This window comes from Flavobacterium subsaxonicum WB 4.1-42 = DSM 21790 (genome assembly GCF_000422725.1).
GTDB lineage: Bacteria > Bacteroidota > Bacteroidia > Flavobacteriales > Flavobacteriaceae > Flavobacterium > Flavobacterium subsaxonicum.
The window spans coordinates 1-15,952 of record NZ_AUGP01000018.1 but is presented as its reverse complement, the minus strand read 5'-3'; the positions used below and the strand labels follow the sequence as shown (position 1 = coordinate 15,952).

The following is a 15,952-nucleotide window of genomic DNA, read 5'->3' as shown; positions in this document are numbered from 1 at the left end:
TTATTTTTTTGTTACAAAAACTGTTATAGTGGAAAACTAACCGAAACTACTGTGCCGTGCCCCGGCTCCGACTCAATGTTTATAGTGCCACTGAGTGCTTCAGTGCGTTTTTTAAGGTTTTTAAGGCCAATGCCACCAGCCGCTTTTGCAGTATCAAAGCCGGCACCATCATCGGTAACCATAATTTTTATAGTGTCTTTATCTTTAATTACGTTAACCACAGCATGGTGTGCCTCGGCATATTTATTTATATTTTGCAATGCCTCCTGTATAATCCTGTAAACGTTTATTTTACTGGTATTGGGTATATTTTCCCAATCTATATCGCGGTCTATAAGTGCCTCAAACTCGGTACCGAAAGTGTTTTTTTGAGAGGTTACCATAAAACCCAATATACTCTCAAAGCTTTGGTTTTGCTCAAAAATCACGTTGCGGCTTAGCTCGTGCGATACTGCCCTTATCTCGCCCTCTACCAATTGCAGTTCTTTTATAAAGCCTTTACGCTTATCTATATTTTCCTGGTCGGTTTTTCTGTTAGTAAACTCCAGATTAAGCCTAACGGCATAAATATTATTTAAAATACCATCATGCAGTTCCATTGCTATACGGGTTTTTTCTTCGGCACGGGCGGCATCAACTTTAGATTGCTGTTCGAACATAAGCTGGTAAATTTCTTCGTTTGCCCTTTGCTGCTCTTGTATAAGCATTAGCTTTTTATTACGGGAATTAAGGTAATAGATTATAAATATTGCAGCCACAAACAACAATATAACTACAGATACTCCTATTATAAAGGTATTTTTACGGTTTAGCTCTTCTTTTTCGCTCTCCAGCCTATCGGTCTCGTAAGCTATACGGGCAAACCTGTTACGGTCGGCTTTGCCTTTCTCCTGTATACTATCGTTTACACGAATATATAGGTCTGTGTAAGATGCATTATTTTGCTTATCTACCTCGCCCAGTATTTTTAGGGTTTTTAAAATATCGTAACTACTTTTAATGGTTTTAGCCTCGCGGTAGGCGCCCCTAAAATAACTTACGGCTACAGATGTGTCTTTGCGCGCAAGGTAATATTCGCCCAGCTTAAAACGGCTGGCAATAACATCAGACATTACACCTATACTATCCCTTATTTTTAACGACTTATAAAAAAGGCCCGGCAGGCCTGTAAAATCGCCTTGTTTTAATTTAGCAGCGGCATAATTATTAAGCAGCCGCGCATATAAGCCCGGGGTGTACGCTTTATTATTATAGGCTAAAACATCTTTATATATAGCAACAGCTTTATCCGGTTCATCCATTTCTATGTAAACAAGCCCCATATTATTTAAACACGAAGCCCTGTATACGGCTATCATATCATCGCTATAGCCATCCTGTTTAAAATATTCTAACTGATCTAAGGCCGCTTTGTAGTATGTAATTGCCCCTTCGTAGTTATGTTGCCCATCTAAAGCGGCGGCAATTAAATTATTGGCATTGTGTATTTCGAGGTTCCATTTTTTTATCCTGAATAACCGTAAAGCTTTTACGGCTTCAGTTTCGCATAAAACATAATCGCCAATATCATAGTATATATAGGCTTTATATAATATTACACCGGCAACATCAGGGTTATTAAGCTTTTCATACAGCTTTTCGGCCTGGTTGTATTTAGCAAAGGCACTGTCTTTATTTTTGTTATCATAAAAGGCTACTCCGGAAATATAAAGGGCTTTCGCCATTCCAAAGGTATCTTTTGCAGCTAACGCTAACTGATACGATTTCCGGCTGGCTTTTATAGATTTCGGAACCTGATATACATTATAATAGGATGAAGCAATATTCCGGTAAAATTTGACCGATAGTGAGTCGTGTCCTTCTCCTTCAAACTGAGAATAAGCCGAATCAAGCAGTTTAACCCTTTGAGCATTATTTAAAGTAGTATTATCTGCCTGATTTAATAATTTTTCTGCCTCAGCATTTAATATCCTTTTTTGTTTCCTGGAATTTTCGCAGGAAATAATTATAAAAAAAAAACTTAGGAGTAATATAACTTGGTACTTATTCAAAATTTTTGAGGCGATGGTAGTTTGTACCATCGCCTCAAAAATAAATATATTTTATGTAATAACTATTATGTTCTTGGAAGTGTTGGCCTTGGAAGGTTTACATCGCCGTTACCAGTTGAAAGTCCGCCATCGGCAGATGTTGTTTGCTCTAATGCGCTATCATCTGTAGAGCAAGAAGTAACTGAAACACTAAGAGTTGCAATAAGAGCTAATGTAAGGATAAATTTTTTCATGGTAGTAAATTTTAAAGTTGTTGTAAAGTGTGTAAATATTCGTTTTTTAGATAATCAAGTTTTGTTTTCCTGTTTGATTCTGAAGCAAAACTACGTACTAAACCGGTAATTAGTTTAGTGATTTACAACGTGTTTAGTAACTACCCCCTGTATGTGAGTAACTCGACCGATTTGCAGGGTGAATGATTATATTATAAATATTCCGGGGCAATCCTCCTTATAAGGGTATCTATATTTTCTTTAAAAGTTTTAGAAAATGAGATAGAAAGATCGCTATTGTTAAGGTAGCATAAAGACTTACCTGTATTTATTCTGGATACATAATTACTGTTTACTATATAACTGTTATGTATCCTGAAAAAGAAGAATGGTAAATTAGCCTCGTAGTGCTTAAGGGTTTTATAAGCCGTAAGCTTACGCCCGTTTTGCAAATAAAAGTCGGTTGTATTGTTATCTGCCTTTAAATACACAATATCGCTAAGCGCTATAAATTGGTAATCTCCGTACGATTTTATACAAATGGTTGTATTTGCAGCAACCTGATTTGTTTTCTGGAATTTTAAAAGCGTTTTGCGCAGGTCGAATTTATTAAGTGGCTTTAAAACGTAATCAAACACACCGGCACCTATGGCTTCAAAAGCAAATTTAGGGCTTTCTGTAAGTACTACAAATTGCGGCAGCACATCTAAATACTGGTGCAACTCTGTTATTAGAGATAAAGACAGGTTACCCTTTTTATTTTTAGGGTTAATTTCTAAAAATACTATACTTGGCTGGGTTTCTAAAATTTTGTTTATGGCATCGCCCTTATTATCAGCCACACCCACGCAAAAATATTCAGGAAATTCTTCAAACTGTCGAAGCGTTTCCTTTACATTTGCGGTATCGTTGTCTATGATTAGATAAGAGTATTGCACACAAAAAAATGTTAAGAAAAATTGCGGCAATTTAAATAATCTAATTTTATTAATTTTACGGGAAAACCGTAATTTTTGTTAAACTGTATTTTTTACGATTTTTTGCCATGGCTGAAGATTTAAATATTTTGATTGTTGACGACCATCCGATGACGGTTAATGGCTACGTTAACGTTCTCTCTGAAGAAGAATTTGAAGGCTACAATGTTAGCTTTATAAAAGCGCTTAATTGCGAAGAAGCGTATAATATAATTACCAATAGCAGCACTAAAATTAATATTGCCTACCTGGACCTTAGCCTGCCACCCTATCCGGAACAAAAAATATTTTCGGGGTTAGACCTTGGTGTGCTTATTCGTAACACCATACCAGACTGCCTTATAATTATACTTACCATGCACAGCGAGGCTGCTTTAATAGACCGCCTTATTAAAGAAATTAACCCGCAGGGCATTTTGTGCAAAAGTGATATTGATATAGACGAATTTTTAAACGCGTTCCAGATAATTTTCTCGGGAGACACCTACCTGAGCCATAAAATTGTAAAATCGCTTAAAGATAAAGTGTTTGATAATTACAACCTGGACAGTTATGATAAGCAAATTTTAATGCGCCTGTCTGAAGGTATCCTTACCAAGAACATACCCAACTATGTGCCGCTATCGCTTAGTGCCATAGAAAAAAGAAAGGCCCACATGAAAAACATGCTGCTGCAAGGCAAAGGCGGCGATGACCACGACCTTATTGAAGCCATTAAAAAATTAGGTATACTATAGTTAGTATATTTTACCCGAGCTGTGGTCTTTTACAGCTCCGGTTACACTGCCCAGTACATTTACCTCTCCCCTTAATCGTAATACTCCTAACAAGGCAAAAATAAGTGCCTCTTTAAATTGTATGGTTTTATCATCGGGCACTGCAATTTTAGTTTGCGGTAATAATTGCTGTAATGTATTAATCAAAAAAGTGTTGTAGGCTCCGCCTCCAGTTATCAGCAGGCTGCCGTTTACATTTTTTTGTTTAATTACATTGGCTATTTGGCTTGCAACATGTATTGTAAAGGTGTGCAAAATATCCTGCGCACTTGCTGTATACTTGCCTATTAGTGGCAGCACGGTTTGCTTTACAAATTCAAACCCTAACGATTTTGGATACGGGGCACTGTAAAAATCTAACGCATCAAGCTCTTCCAACAATCCGGGTACCGGTTTACCGCTTTGAGCAATGCGCCCCCCATCATCATAATCAAACCCTAACTGATTGGCATATAAATTAAGCACCGTATTAACCGGACAAATATCAAAGGCTATGCGGTTGCCGTTTTCTTCAAAAGATATATTACTAAAACCGCCAAGGTTTAGGCAGTAGGCATAATCAGCAAAAAGCAGCCTGTCGCCTATAGGTACCAACGGAGCGCCCTGCCCGCCAAGTGCCACATCCTGCACCCTGAAATCGCATACTACAATTTGCTGTATCAGTTGGGCAAGGTTAGGCAGGTTGCCAATTTGCAGTGTAACGCCATCCTGCGGCCGGTGCAATATGGTATGCCCGTGCGAACTCACAGCATCTATTTTATCAATTGCATGGGTGGCTATAAAACGGTTTATAATATCGGCTAAGAGTACCGTGTAGTCTTCATTAAGTTGTTGCAGTTGGGCGGCATCAAAATCTATGGCAGCTTTAAGCCGGCCTACCCATTCGTTAGAATAAGCAACCGTTTCCGCTTCATGAATTTTAAAGCTCCAGCCGCCGGTGGCAAAGGTTAATGTAATATGTGCTAAATCAGTCCCATCCAGCGATGTTCCCGACATAATTCCTATAACGTTGTAGTTTTTCGTAATCATGGGCTAAAAATAATCATTCATTTTGAATTATTGCCATTAAATAACTACATTTGGACAGAATAAAACAAAAAAGTAATTTATTAATTATGGATTTCAAACTAACCGAAGAGCACCTGATGATTCAACAGGCCGCCAGAGATTTTGCTCAGGCCGAATTGCTTCCGGGTGTTATAGAACGCGACGAAAAACAAATTTTTCCCACAGAGCAAATTAAAAAAATGGGCGAACTGGGTTTTATGGGCATGATGGTAGACCCTAAATATGGTGGCAGCGGGCTGGACACTATATCTTATGTACTGGCCATGGAAGAAATTTCTAAAGTAGATGCATCTGCTTCGGTAGTTATGTCTGTAAACAACTCTTTAGTGTGCTGGGGCCTTCAGGCTTTTGGTACCGAGGAGCAAAAACAAAAATACCTTACCCGCCTGGCAACCGGCGAGATTATAGGTGCTTTTTGCCTTAGCGAGCCAGAGGCGGGCAGCGATGCTACCTCTCAAAAAACTACGGCTGTAGATATGGGCGACCATTACATTGTTAACGGCACCAAAAACTGGATTACCAACGGCGGTACTGCCGATGTGTATTTGGTTATTGCACAAACCCATGTAGAAAAAAAACACAAAGGCATTAATGCCCTTATTATAGAAAAAGGCATGCCCGGTTTTGAGGTAGGCCCTAAAGAACAAAAGCTTGGTATACGTGGCAGCGACACACACTCGCTTATGTTTACCGATGTTAAGGTTCCTAAAGAAAACCGAATTGGCGAAGACGGCTTTGGCTTTAAATTCGCTATGAAAACCCTTGCCGGTGGCCGTATAGGTATTGCATCTCAGGCATTGGGCATAGCATCAGGTGCTTACGAGCTGGCTCTTAAATATAGTAAAGAGCGCAAGGCCTTTGGCACAGAAATTTGCAACCACCAGGCTATTGCCTTTAAACTTGCCGATATGTATGTGGCCATAGAGGCTGCACGCCACCTTTGCCTTAAAGCAGCGTGGGATAAAGATAATGGCCATAATTATGATGTAAGTGGCGCAGTGGCAAAACTATTTGCATCGCAAACTGCTATGGATACCAGCATTGAGGCCGTACAAATACACGGTGGCAATGGCTACGTTAAAGAATATCACGTAGAACGTTTTATGCGCGATGCCAAGATTACCCAGATATACGAGGGTACATCTGAAATTCAGAAAATTGTTATTTCCAGGGCTATTATTGCCCAATAAAACAAAAAAAATGCCCTGTAATTACAGGGCATTTTCACTTAAAATAAGCTGGTTGGCTATACCATCCAGTATTTTTTTAAATTCTTTAACCAAAGCATCTTTGGTTAGGTTAAGATTTACAGTAAACAAATTTTCTCTTTTAAGTAAGCCATCTCCGGTTATTTTGGTCGACGCCAATATAAAGGGTAGTTTCTCATCATACAATTTTGCAAGGTCTATAAGCTCGATACCATCATTTAGAAAAAAAATAACGGCATCATGCTTAACGGGGCTATCATCTGTATACGATGGATGCAGGGTAAAAACATAGCCCATTCGCAGCTCTTCGCGAAGCAAATCATAATAACCAAGCTGGTTATCATAAACCAAAATTTCAATATCCATACTCTCTTCTGTTTAGTTTGTGGGGGTAATTTTTATATTTAAAGTATAACTATTAAAACGTAACTATATATTTAATTTTTATTTGTTTTTTAACGGATAAAGTAAGCATTATATCGAATAATTTCAACCTCTATTTTGACGAGCGGATAACTTTTCTACTTTTATACCATGATTAGTACAAAACGCTACACTTGTTCTAACCGATTAAGGCAAAACAGCTAAAATTGAGATTAAGTAAAGTAAGTGATAAGTAAGTAGGGTGAAGGTTGTGTTTTACCACATAGCCAAGTTAAAAACTAATTTGCCAAATTATAGTTATAAATAGGCTAATAAAAAATTAAATAAATAGTACGCATCCAACAAATCAATACCATCCAGAACTAAATTATTCAACTAAAAAATTACTAAGAAATGAATGTGATTGGTCAAAGAATTAAAAAATTACGCGAAGAAAAAGGAATTACCCAGGAAAGCATGGCGCTACAATTGGATGTTACACAAAGCAATTACGGAAGGCTTGAAAAAGATGACAGGAGGCTTAATGTTGTAAAACTTCTTAAAATTGTGCGCATTCTGGATATTAACATCATGTATCTTTTTAACGGAGTGCTGAACGAAAACCAGCAAGCAGATAATGCAAACTTTAATAGTACTAACAAAGAAGTGTACGACATTCTTGTAGAAAGCCTTAGGGCCGAAGTACAGCATCTTAAAGACGAAGTTAGCTTTTTAAGAGTTATTGTTAGAAGCTAACACCACTTATAATTTTATATACTTTAATAGTTTTTGTGCCGTTTATGGTAACATATAAATTGCTAATTTTATAGCATGGTACAAAAACCTAAAGCAATAAAATATAAAGTTATTGCCGGCTACTTTTTGCTGTTTGCCACAGCTGTAGTTTCGGTATGGTTTGTTTATACAGAAATTTTAAAAATTGCCCTGCCCGCTAACACCGGGCAGGACAACAATAAAATTATAAAAATAAGCAACACTATTGCCAGCCTATACTCTTCTGAAGCCGTGGGCCGTAGCTATATGCTTACAGGGTCGGCCAAAGACCTTAATCGCTACAACCAACTTACCGACAGCATTAACAACGAGATTAATGCCATTAAAAAAGATGTTGACAGCGCCCAGGTTCAAAAATTCGACTCCATACAACTACTGCTTGCCCGTAAAAAAAACAGCATTGCAGAGATTATAAAATACCGCAAAACCTATTCTGCCGATAATACTTTTACCAAAGCTATTTATGGCATTTATGAGGTTAAGGATTCTATATGGAGTTCTATTAAACCCATTCGGTCTACCAAACAATCAGAATGGCGCAATGTTGTAAACTCGCTTTTAACCCCACAACAACTCGATTCGCTTAGCAAACTGCCTGTTAGTAACGACTCTCTTGCTATGGCGTTCGAAAAAGTGCTTACCAGCCTTGTTATTAAAGACAACAAATTGCGCTTTAAGCTGTACCGCAAAGAGCAAAAACTGCTTGACGAGAACCGTATAATATCAGATCAGCTACGGGTTATACTTACCGATGTAGAAAATGAGTTTGTACAAAAATCATACAGTAAAATACAGCAATCGCAGTCGGCACTTTCCAACACGGTAAAAACCATGGCATGGGTGGGCGCGGCTACGCTGTTTTTTTTAATAGTTTTTGCCTCTATAATTATACGCGATCTTACCAGCAACCAAAATTACCGTAAGCAGCTCGAAATGCTTAATATTGAGAATGAGGAGCTGCTGCACACCAAAAGCATGCTTATGGCCACGGTAACCCACGATTTGCAAACCCCACTGGGGAGCATTATCGGCTTTCATAACCTTATTAAAGAGTCCGGGGTATCGCCTAAGCAAAACCAATACCTGGCTAATATTAAAGAGTCGGCCAATTATATCTTAAAGCTGGTTAACGACCTGCTTGATTTCTCCCGACTTGAAAACAACCGCATTACTATAGAAAAAACGGCTTTTAATATGAAAACCGTAATAGAGTCGGCTGCACGTATATTAGAGCCCATTGCGTTAGAAAAAAACATAGAGCTTAATTGGGATGTGGAAGAAGAGCTTAACGCCAATTTTATATCAGACCCTTACCGTATTAAGCAGGTACTTACCAACCTTATTAGCAATGCTATTAAGTTTACCCACGAAGGATCTGTAGAGGTTACAGCAAAAATTGAAGGCTTTGATATTGTAATATCGGTGCTGGATACCGGTATTGGCATAGCGCCAGAGAAACACGCTGCGGTATTTAAAGAATTTACCCAGGCACATGATGGTATCGAGAAAAAATTTGGCGGTACCGGCCTTGGCCTAACCATATCTAAACGGATTATAGAACTGCTGGATGGCAGCATAGCCCTGGAAAGTACCGAAGGTCAGGGATCAATCTTTACCATTACCCTGCCCTGCGTTGCCGCCCGAAATGTTGTTGAGACCGAAGCATTGCCGCCACAGCCAAGCAGCTACCCTGCCCTGGCCGGTAAAAAAATATTGGTGGTAGATGATGATAATGTACAGCTAACACTTATGAAAGAGTTGCTGCAAAATTATCCGGTGCAGGTTACAGCTGAGATAAATTCGGTAGCTGTAGAGCGCCTATTGGAAGAAAACAGGTTTGATATTATACTTACCGATATACAAATGCCTGTAAAAGATGGTTTTGAGCTGGTACAGATGGTTCGCAGCCACAATAATAGTTTTATAGCGGCATTGCCTGTTATAGCACTATCCGGCAAGAGAGATCTATCATCAGACGATTATATTAAAAGAGGCTTTACCGCACACCACCCTAAACCTATACAGCTGGAGCAATTATTGGCACTTATCTCTAAAATTTTTGGCGATACGGTAATAGCAACCGCTCAGCCGGCAAAGCACAGGCTAACCGGTAAATTATTCAGCCTTAACAGCCTTTCGCAGTTTACCAATAACGATCCTGAATCGCTAAAAACCATAGTACTTACTTTTATAGAAAGTGCCCAGGAAAACTGCCTGCGATTAAAAACTGCCTTAGACGATAATGATGAGGAGCAACTGGCACAAACCGCCCACAGAATGATACCCATGCTGCGCCAGATGGAAGTATATTCTATTGCCGATATGCTTTTAGCGGTGGAAGACAGCACTCTGGATGCCGACATTAATATAAAAGATTATATAGAAGATATTTGCGGCCGTATGGATGTGTTGTGTTACAGCCTTCAGCGCGAAATTGCTTAAGGTTATAAATCTAAATTATATAGCTTAAGTTTATTGTAGAGCGTTTTACGGTCTATATCCAATAATTTTGCCGCCTTAGATTTATTGTAGTTGGCCTTTTCCAAAGCTTTTTTAATAGCCTCTTCTTCGTTATCCTTGGTATAGTTAGCCAAAATACTGCCCGTACCCGAAGATTGCTGCATCTCAGGAGGCAATACCTCTAAATGGATCATATCCGACTTTTCAAGCAAAACTGACCGCTTGATGATGTTTTTCATTTCTCGCAGGTTACCCGGCCAGTCATAGCTCTTAAATAAATTGGTAACCTCCTGGTCAAAGCCTTCAATCTCTTTTTCGAGATCTACATTTGCCTGAGCCAAAAAGTGATTGGCAAATACCATAATATCCTGCTTGCGCTCGGCAAGGCGGGGCACTTTAATACAAAACTCATTAAGCCTGTGGTAAAGGTCTTCCCTAAAGTCGCCACGCTTAACAGCTTCATACAAATCTTCGTTAGTGGCGGCAACTACCCTAATATCTACAGTAATTTCGTGGTTACTGCCCACCGGTTTTATTTTACGTTCCTGGAGGGCACGTAACAATTGTACCTGCACTTCGTAGGATAGGTTACCAACTTCATCTAAAAACAGCGTACCGCCGTTAGCAGCCTCAAAATGGCCCGTTTTATCGTTAACCGCACCGGTAAATGATCCTTTTAGGTGGCCAAAAAATTCACTCGATGCCAATTCTTTAGGTATAGCACCGCAATCTACCGGAATATACGGCTTACCCGCCCTTTTACTTTGCTGGTGAATAGATTGCGCAATATATTCTTTACCCGTGCCGCTATCGCCAATAATAAGTACCGACATATTGGTTGGGGCAACAAGGTTTATGTGTTCGTGTAATTCTTCGGAGTTGTTGCTTATGCCCTTTACAAAGGCAACATCAGCAGCCTGTTTAGCTACTATCTTTTTAGGAGCAACGGTATCATCATTAGTGCTTTTACTGGCCTTTTTATTTAGCGCCAGGCCAATAATGTGTAAAATTTCGTCTGGGTTAATGGGTTTACCTACGTAATCAAAAGCGCCAAGTTTCATGGCGTTAACGGCAGTTTTAATATCGGTATAGCCCGTCATCAAAATTACCGGGGTATGCAACGATGTTTCTTTGATATGTTTAAGCACATCAAGGCCATCGCTATCGGGCAGCCTGATATCGGTTAATACAACATCAAAGGTGTTATTTTTTACTTCTTCCCGAGCTTGTTCTGCATTAAAAGCATTTACCACTTCAAAACCTTTCTTTTGAAGGAATGTTTTAAGCATCACACAAAAAGCAGTATCATCGTCAATTACCAGGATTTTCGAACTCATTTGGGGTATATAATATCTACAAATGTAAGGTTTTTACGAGTTGTAAAATGTTAACAAAAACAAAAGGAGACGCTTCCGTCTCCTTCTATCGAAGAATAAATTCTTCAAATCACCTTACTATATGTTTTAATCACCTTACTATGCTTCTTTAACAAACTCTCCCGTGCTTGTATAAAATACGGTTACCGTTTTTTTATCTTTAGCAACAACCAGTTTGTATTCTCCATCTTCAGATGCATAAGCATCGGTAATGGCATACCCACTGTATTTTGTGCTTATTTCTTTTAATATAGCCGCAGGTACCGCACTAGCGTCTACTTTTTTATATTCTTTTTCCTGGTTAACCTGAAAGGTAAACGAAGTTGTATTTAGTGTAACTGAAGCTGCATTTGCGCCAAGGGCTAAAACTAATGCTGCGGTTAAGAATAAATTTTTCATGGTCTGGAGGTTTTAGTGTGGTTAACTGTTTAAGATATATGAAATAACCATACCACAAAACCAACATAAATAAAAAACCTCTGTAAATGTTGATTTACAGAGGTTTAATTTATTTTTAAATTTTATTTGTTGTGAGATTACATGTGGAAATACACAAACTATGTGTAGAAATTCTACAACTTTTAGCGCACCATTGCAAAGTGCCCTTTATGGATACGGCCATCGCGGCGTTTAACCATAAACCAATAATCGGTAGATGGCAATTGCTTACCATCATAAGTACCATCCCACCCCGTGTTTTTATAGCTTAAAGAAGTTATTATTTTACCAAACCTATCATATATGTATACCACCATGCCCGGCTCGTAGTAGGAATTAGGAATTCTCCATGTTTCATGAACTCCATCTCCATTAGGCGTAAAGAATTTAGGATAGTTTAACAAGGCAACTTCCTTTTCTCTAATACCACAGCCACCAATATCCCTAACATATACAGTGTAAACACCGGCTGAAAGGTCTGTAAATACCGGGCTTTCCTGGTAATCATCATTATTAAGAGAATATTCATACGTACCGCCTCCATCAACAAATACTGTTATAGTATTGTAATCATCGGTCCAGTCTTCTGTAACCACTGTAATAGGCCCCGGAGAGATGGAAGGCGTTACAATAATAGTAGCATCCGATGAGCACGGGCCGGTTTCGTAATTTTTTGTAACAGTAACCGTGTAAGATCCGGGCTCGGTAACATTGATGGATGATGTTGTTTCTTGTGTGGCAGGCCAGTAATAAGCATCAAAACCTGCATTAACACCTATAGTGATATGATCTTCGGTATCGCAAATAAACCTGTCTTCATCAACATTTAACTGCGGCTTAAGTGCCACCTCTATTTTAAACTCAACAAATTTGCTGCATAGCTGTACATTATTATGCACCACTCGTGCATATATTGTTTGTGGGTTACTTGTATTTGTGTATAAGTAAGGCAACGGATTAACTTCATCTTCGGCATTAGCCTGAGATGCATAATAAGTAACTGTATAACTATTTGGGCTTTGAGAGCCTAAAATAGTAGCATTTTGCAACGAAAGGTCAAACTCCTGGTAAACCGCCTCGTTACCGTCTCTGCAAATTGCAATATTATCCGGTTGTGTAACTTCCACAAGATCTGGCAGTGTGCTAATATTTTTTGTAATACTTTCCTGTTCGCCACATGCATTTTCTACCTGAAAGGTATACACATTTGCAGAAAGGCCAGAAAAAATATTGCTGGTACCATTCTCTATAATAGTGGGTACTCCATTAATTTCTGTAATACGATATAATAATGGGGCTATGCCCGTAGCCTCAATATAAATATTGCCGGGAGACAAACAAGAAACATCGTATACGTTGTTAATTGTAACTGCATATTGATAATCAAAGCTATCGCCTAAAACTTCTATACAAAGTTTGTTAGATGTACCGTTTCCAATACTTGTAAATGCTTTTACAATCCTGAATGTACCAAAATACTGCAAGTTGGTAGTAACTGAATTATTAACAAGGGTAAGAGAATTAGTAGCATTTGGCATAGTACCCTCTGCGTAAACAACGCTTGTATCTGGGTGCATCCATTGGTCTGTTGTACCCGGAACCAACATTTGCAGCCAATACGTAGGGGCATTTGAAGATGCATCTGCATCAGACATTGTAATTTCAAACGAATTACAATACGGACTAAATGTGAAAGTTGCAGAGCCTGAAGGCTGGTAACCTGTAATGGTTACAGGTACTGTTTTTACATCGCCACAAACATCTGTACCCTGAAATACATAATCTCCTACAGGAAGGCTATCCATTAGCAATACACCTGATGAGTTTATATTACCCGACACATTTTGCGGAACAGACCCAAACGCAGCCGGAGCCTGTATTATACTTAACTGTGTAATTTTTCCGTTACCGCTATTTACCCTTACCGCACCAATACCCACATTACAATCTGCATAGGCAGTTGCAACAAACGGCAAATCAGTAAAAGGCGGTACAATTACTTCTATGTCCTCATAAGGATGTCCGCATTCGTCAGTAATATTAAGCTTATAAGTACCCACAGGTAAATCAGTAACTATCAATTTGCCCGCAGCGTTTATAAAAGACGAAACATTACTTGGAAGGGCAAACATTGCCTCATAAGCAGCAGGTGCAACTACAATTTCGGCAAAAACTATAGCCCTGTCCGGTATTGCAATAGTTATTTTGCCAGCATTTTCATTACAGCTACTATTAGTGCCACTTGTAGACAGCACAGGTATTTTATTTATAATTGAAAGTGTAGCTACAGCACTCGTTCTGGTACAAATATCCGTAATTTGTACTTTATATAGACCTTCAGGAACTTCCTGTGTTTCGCCACCGTATAAAATATTCGAAGTATCGAAAGGGCCGGGATGACCACTATTGTATGCTGATGGTGTAAAACCTACAGGCGGATCTATAAACGTAACAGTATACTCTTGTGTATACTGAGATGCCGTGGCACTTATGTAATAGAAGCCGCATGGCAAAGGAATCTTGCTTAAACTTATTGTTGGCGTAGGATTAACAACCAAGTTGTTTAAAGAAAATGTATTTCCGCAACCATTAGTTATAAGTAGGTCGTAAGAGTAAGGATCGGCAGCATTAATAGGAAATACATCACTAAACTCCAATATATTTGGAAAACCACTATTAAAAGTTTGTGTAGAAACTGTTGGTGCGCCACCCCCCGAAGGATATATAGTGTACTGTACCGTTACTGGATATGTTATATCTGTACCTTCCGGGTAACTAATACTATTAGTAACGGTTACCGTATTACAATCTCCGGTAGAAGTAGTATTGTATGCTGGCTGTGATATTGTAATAGGTGCAGGATCAAAATTTACAGTAAATGTTACTACAGTACCATTACCACACTCGTCGAATACACGAATATTATACAGCCCCTCTGGTAAACCAGTAAATGTGTTAGACGCTTGTGGCGGAACTGTTACTGGGCCTGCAGAAATTTCAAATAAAGTAGCTGTTCCTGTAAGCACATTTACGATAAGGTCGCCACCGGCATCGCAGTTATGCGCTATTGTAGATATGTTAAATGTAATAGGCACAACTTCATTATCAATTACAACAGGAGATATAGTGAAATTATTAGAATCACTCCCCAAAGTTTGAACTGCTACCACTTGGTAGCTTCCTGCTGCAAGCCCATTGATAGATAATGAATTATTTGTACTGGCTACAGATGAAGTTGTATTAGGAAGTAAATACACAAAGAATTCTAAAGTAGAACCCGGTGTTTGATTATTTACTGTAAAAGTCATTGTACCGTTACCTGCGCAGGTAACATCTGTAGTTGCTATGTTTACTTCAAAATCTGACAACTGGGCACTTGCGGTAAATCCCGAAAGCAACAGCATGCAGATTAATAAATTTAAACGTAACGAAAAGCGCAATCTAATTGTATTGTAGTTTTTCCCCATAACTTGCAAAATAATTACCTGCTTAAGCCATTTAACTTATTAAGTAAAAATATATGCCAATATTAGTTAAATTTTATCTAAATAATAATTATAATTATGATATTTCCAATATCGCAAAATATTCCATCTTTTATAACTATATTTTTAATCTAACATTGAAATAATAAGAATATAAAAAAAATACTACTAAATACATAACAATGCAACAACAACAATACACTTAAAAAGTTGGTTTTAGAAAGTGGAATACTACTAAAATCGTCTTAAAAGACAATTGTTGATATCTATTTAACAACTTAATTGCTTCCGTATTGCACACTTAAATGTAATTATAAGCAGCAAAGGAAACACAGACAACTAATTACGATAGTCTTTATCCTACAGTAGATGGAGCATAAAGATATGTTACATAGTTTAAAATCTTAAGCAGCATCGATCTCCTGCTTTGGGATACTTTTCCCAAAAATTTAGGCACAAAAAAAAGCCCTATCCGTTTGGATAGGGCTTTTCAAAAGAAAGGCGATGACATACTCTCCCACAAATTGCAGTACCATCTGCGCAGGCGGGCTTAACTTCTCTGTTCGGGATGGGAAGAGGTGAGCCCCGCCGCAATAATCACCTTAAAAGGTTTATTGCCTTGGGCAATAGGTGTATTGATAACAATCTGACAACTGCCAACTGTTAACCGTAAACCAATATCTTAACATACTGAGATAAAGAAAAATTGTTTTTATTTAGAAAGTTCTTCCCTGCCCCTTGCG

Annotated in this window: 12 protein-coding genes and 1 rRNA gene; 4 read left to right on the top strand and 9 right to left on the bottom strand. The window is 38.4% G+C overall.

All coding sequences use genetic code 11. The annotated features are described in order from the left end of the window. Positions 1-23: 23 nt before the first annotated feature. The 3 genes from G509_RS0106180 to G509_RS0106170 all read right to left on the bottom strand — a co-directional run bounded on the left by G509_RS0106180 (position 24) and on the right by G509_RS0106170 (position 3,201). Positions 24-2,051, bottom strand: coding sequence for a tetratricopeptide repeat-containing sensor histidine kinase (locus G509_RS0106180; RefSeq protein WP_161627169.1), 2,028 nt, complete (start codon positions 2,049-2,051; stop codon positions 24-26). A gap of 65 nt (positions 2,052-2,116) precedes the next feature. Beyond that, positions 2,117-2,284: a hypothetical protein gene (locus G509_RS23295; RefSeq protein ID WP_154657763.1), complete on the bottom strand. Its 168-nt coding sequence runs from the start codon at positions 2,282-2,284 to the stop codon at positions 2,117-2,119. A gap of 191 nt (positions 2,285-2,475) precedes the next feature. Next, complete coding sequence (locus G509_RS0106170; RefSeq protein WP_026990715.1) at positions 2,476-3,201, bottom strand: LytR/AlgR family response regulator transcription factor; 726 nt, start codon at positions 3,199-3,201, stop codon at positions 2,476-2,478. Positions 3,202-3,308: 107 nt separating this feature from the next. Between G509_RS0106170 and G509_RS0106165 the strand changes: the two genes are divergently transcribed. Then, positions 3,309-3,977, top strand: coding sequence for a response regulator (locus tag G509_RS0106165; protein WP_026990714.1), 669 nt, complete (start codon positions 3,309-3,311; stop codon positions 3,975-3,977). Here the strand turns inward: G509_RS0106165 and G509_RS0106160 are convergent, their stop codons facing one another. Further along, positions 3,978-5,045 (bottom strand): anhydro-N-acetylmuramic acid kinase, encoded by a 1,068-nt coding sequence (locus G509_RS0106160; protein ID WP_026990713.1) that lies wholly within the window; start codon positions 5,043-5,045, stop codon positions 3,978-3,980. 86 nt (positions 5,046-5,131) lie between these two features. On the opposite strand from G509_RS0106160, the gene G509_RS0106155 reads away from it, so the two are divergent. Beyond that, positions 5,132-6,274 (top strand): acyl-CoA dehydrogenase, encoded by a 1,143-nt coding sequence (locus G509_RS0106155; RefSeq protein ID WP_026990712.1) that lies wholly within the window; start codon positions 5,132-5,134, stop codon positions 6,272-6,274. Positions 6,275-6,295: 21 nt separating this feature from the next. On the opposite strand, the gene G509_RS0106150 is transcribed toward G509_RS0106155, so the two are convergent. Then, positions 6,296-6,658 carry a hypothetical protein gene (locus G509_RS0106150; protein WP_026990711.1) on the bottom strand — a complete coding sequence of 121 codons (363 nt, stop codon included), beginning with the start codon at positions 6,656-6,658 and terminating at the stop codon, positions 6,296-6,298. A gap of 411 nt (positions 6,659-7,069) precedes the next feature. Between G509_RS0106150 and G509_RS0106145 the strand changes: the two genes are divergently transcribed. Both G509_RS0106145 and G509_RS0106140 read left to right on the top strand, forming a co-directional pair. Beyond that, entirely contained in the window at positions 7,070-7,411 is a 342-nt protein-coding gene (locus G509_RS0106145; protein WP_026990710.1) for a helix-turn-helix domain-containing protein, read from the top strand. 75 nt (positions 7,412-7,486) lie between these two features. Further along, the gene (locus G509_RS0106140) at positions 7,487-9,892 is read left to right on the top strand and encodes an ATP-binding protein (RefSeq protein ID WP_026990709.1); all 2,406 of its coding nucleotides are present in this window, start codon (positions 7,487-7,489) and stop codon (positions 9,890-9,892) included. 2 nt (positions 9,893-9,894) lie between these two features. On the opposite strand, the gene G509_RS0106135 is transcribed toward G509_RS0106140, so the two are convergent. From G509_RS0106135 to rrf, 4 genes are all read right to left on the bottom strand, one after another. Then, complete coding sequence (locus G509_RS0106135) at positions 9,895-11,247, bottom strand: sigma-54-dependent transcriptional regulator (protein WP_026990708.1); 1,353 nt, start codon at positions 11,245-11,247, stop codon at positions 9,895-9,897. A 138-nt stretch (positions 11,248-11,385) separates the two neighbouring features. Then, positions 11,386-11,685, bottom strand: coding sequence for a hypothetical protein (locus tag G509_RS0106130; RefSeq protein ID WP_026990707.1), 300 nt, complete (start codon positions 11,683-11,685; stop codon positions 11,386-11,388). Between the two features lie 182 nt (positions 11,686-11,867). Further along, on the bottom strand, positions 11,868-15,128 hold the full coding sequence (locus G509_RS0106125) for a T9SS type B sorting domain-containing protein (RefSeq protein ID WP_161627168.1): 3,261 nt from the start codon (positions 15,126-15,128) through the stop codon (positions 11,868-11,870). A 577-nt stretch (positions 15,129-15,705) separates the two neighbouring features. Continuing rightward, positions 15,706-15,814: ribosomal RNA gene (gene rrf / locus G509_RS0106120) — 5S ribosomal RNA — on the bottom strand. Between the last annotated feature and the right edge of the window lie 138 nt (positions 15,815-15,952).

What these genes read in the sequence shown, in the direction of transcription:
- G509_RS0106140 (WP_026990709.1), top strand. Translation starts at nt 7,487, where the DNA reads ATGGTACAAAAACCTAAAGCAATAAAATATAAAGTTATTGCCGGCTAC.
- G509_RS0106145 (WP_026990710.1), top strand. Translation starts at nt 7,070, where the DNA reads ATGAATGTGATTGGTCAAAGAATTAAAAAATTACGCGAAGAAAAAGGA.
- G509_RS0106165 (WP_026990714.1), top strand. Translation starts at nt 3,309, where the DNA reads ATGGCTGAAGATTTAAATATTTTGATTGTTGACGACCATCCGATGACG.
- G509_RS0106160 (WP_026990713.1), bottom strand. Translation starts at nt 5,045, where the DNA reads ATGATTACGAAAAACTACAACGTTATAGGAATTATGTCGGGAACATCG.
- G509_RS0106150 (WP_026990711.1), bottom strand. Translation starts at nt 6,658, where the DNA reads ATGGATATTGAAATTTTGGTTTATGATAACCAGCTTGGTTATTATGAT.
- G509_RS0106125 (WP_161627168.1), bottom strand. Translation starts at nt 15,128, where the DNA reads ATGCTGTTGCTTTCGGGATTTACCGCAAGTGCCCAGTTGTCAGATTTT.
- G509_RS23295 (WP_154657763.1), bottom strand. Translation starts at nt 2,284, where the DNA reads ATGAAAAAATTTATCCTTACATTAGCTCTTATTGCAACTCTTAGTGTT.
- G509_RS0106155 (WP_026990712.1), top strand. Translation starts at nt 5,132, where the DNA reads ATGGATTTCAAACTAACCGAAGAGCACCTGATGATTCAACAGGCCGCC.
- G509_RS0106130 (WP_026990707.1), bottom strand. Translation starts at nt 11,685, where the DNA reads ATGAAAAATTTATTCTTAACCGCAGCATTAGTTTTAGCCCTTGGCGCA.
- G509_RS0106135 (WP_026990708.1), bottom strand. Translation starts at nt 11,247, where the DNA reads ATGAGTTCGAAAATCCTGGTAATTGACGATGATACTGCTTTTTGTGTG.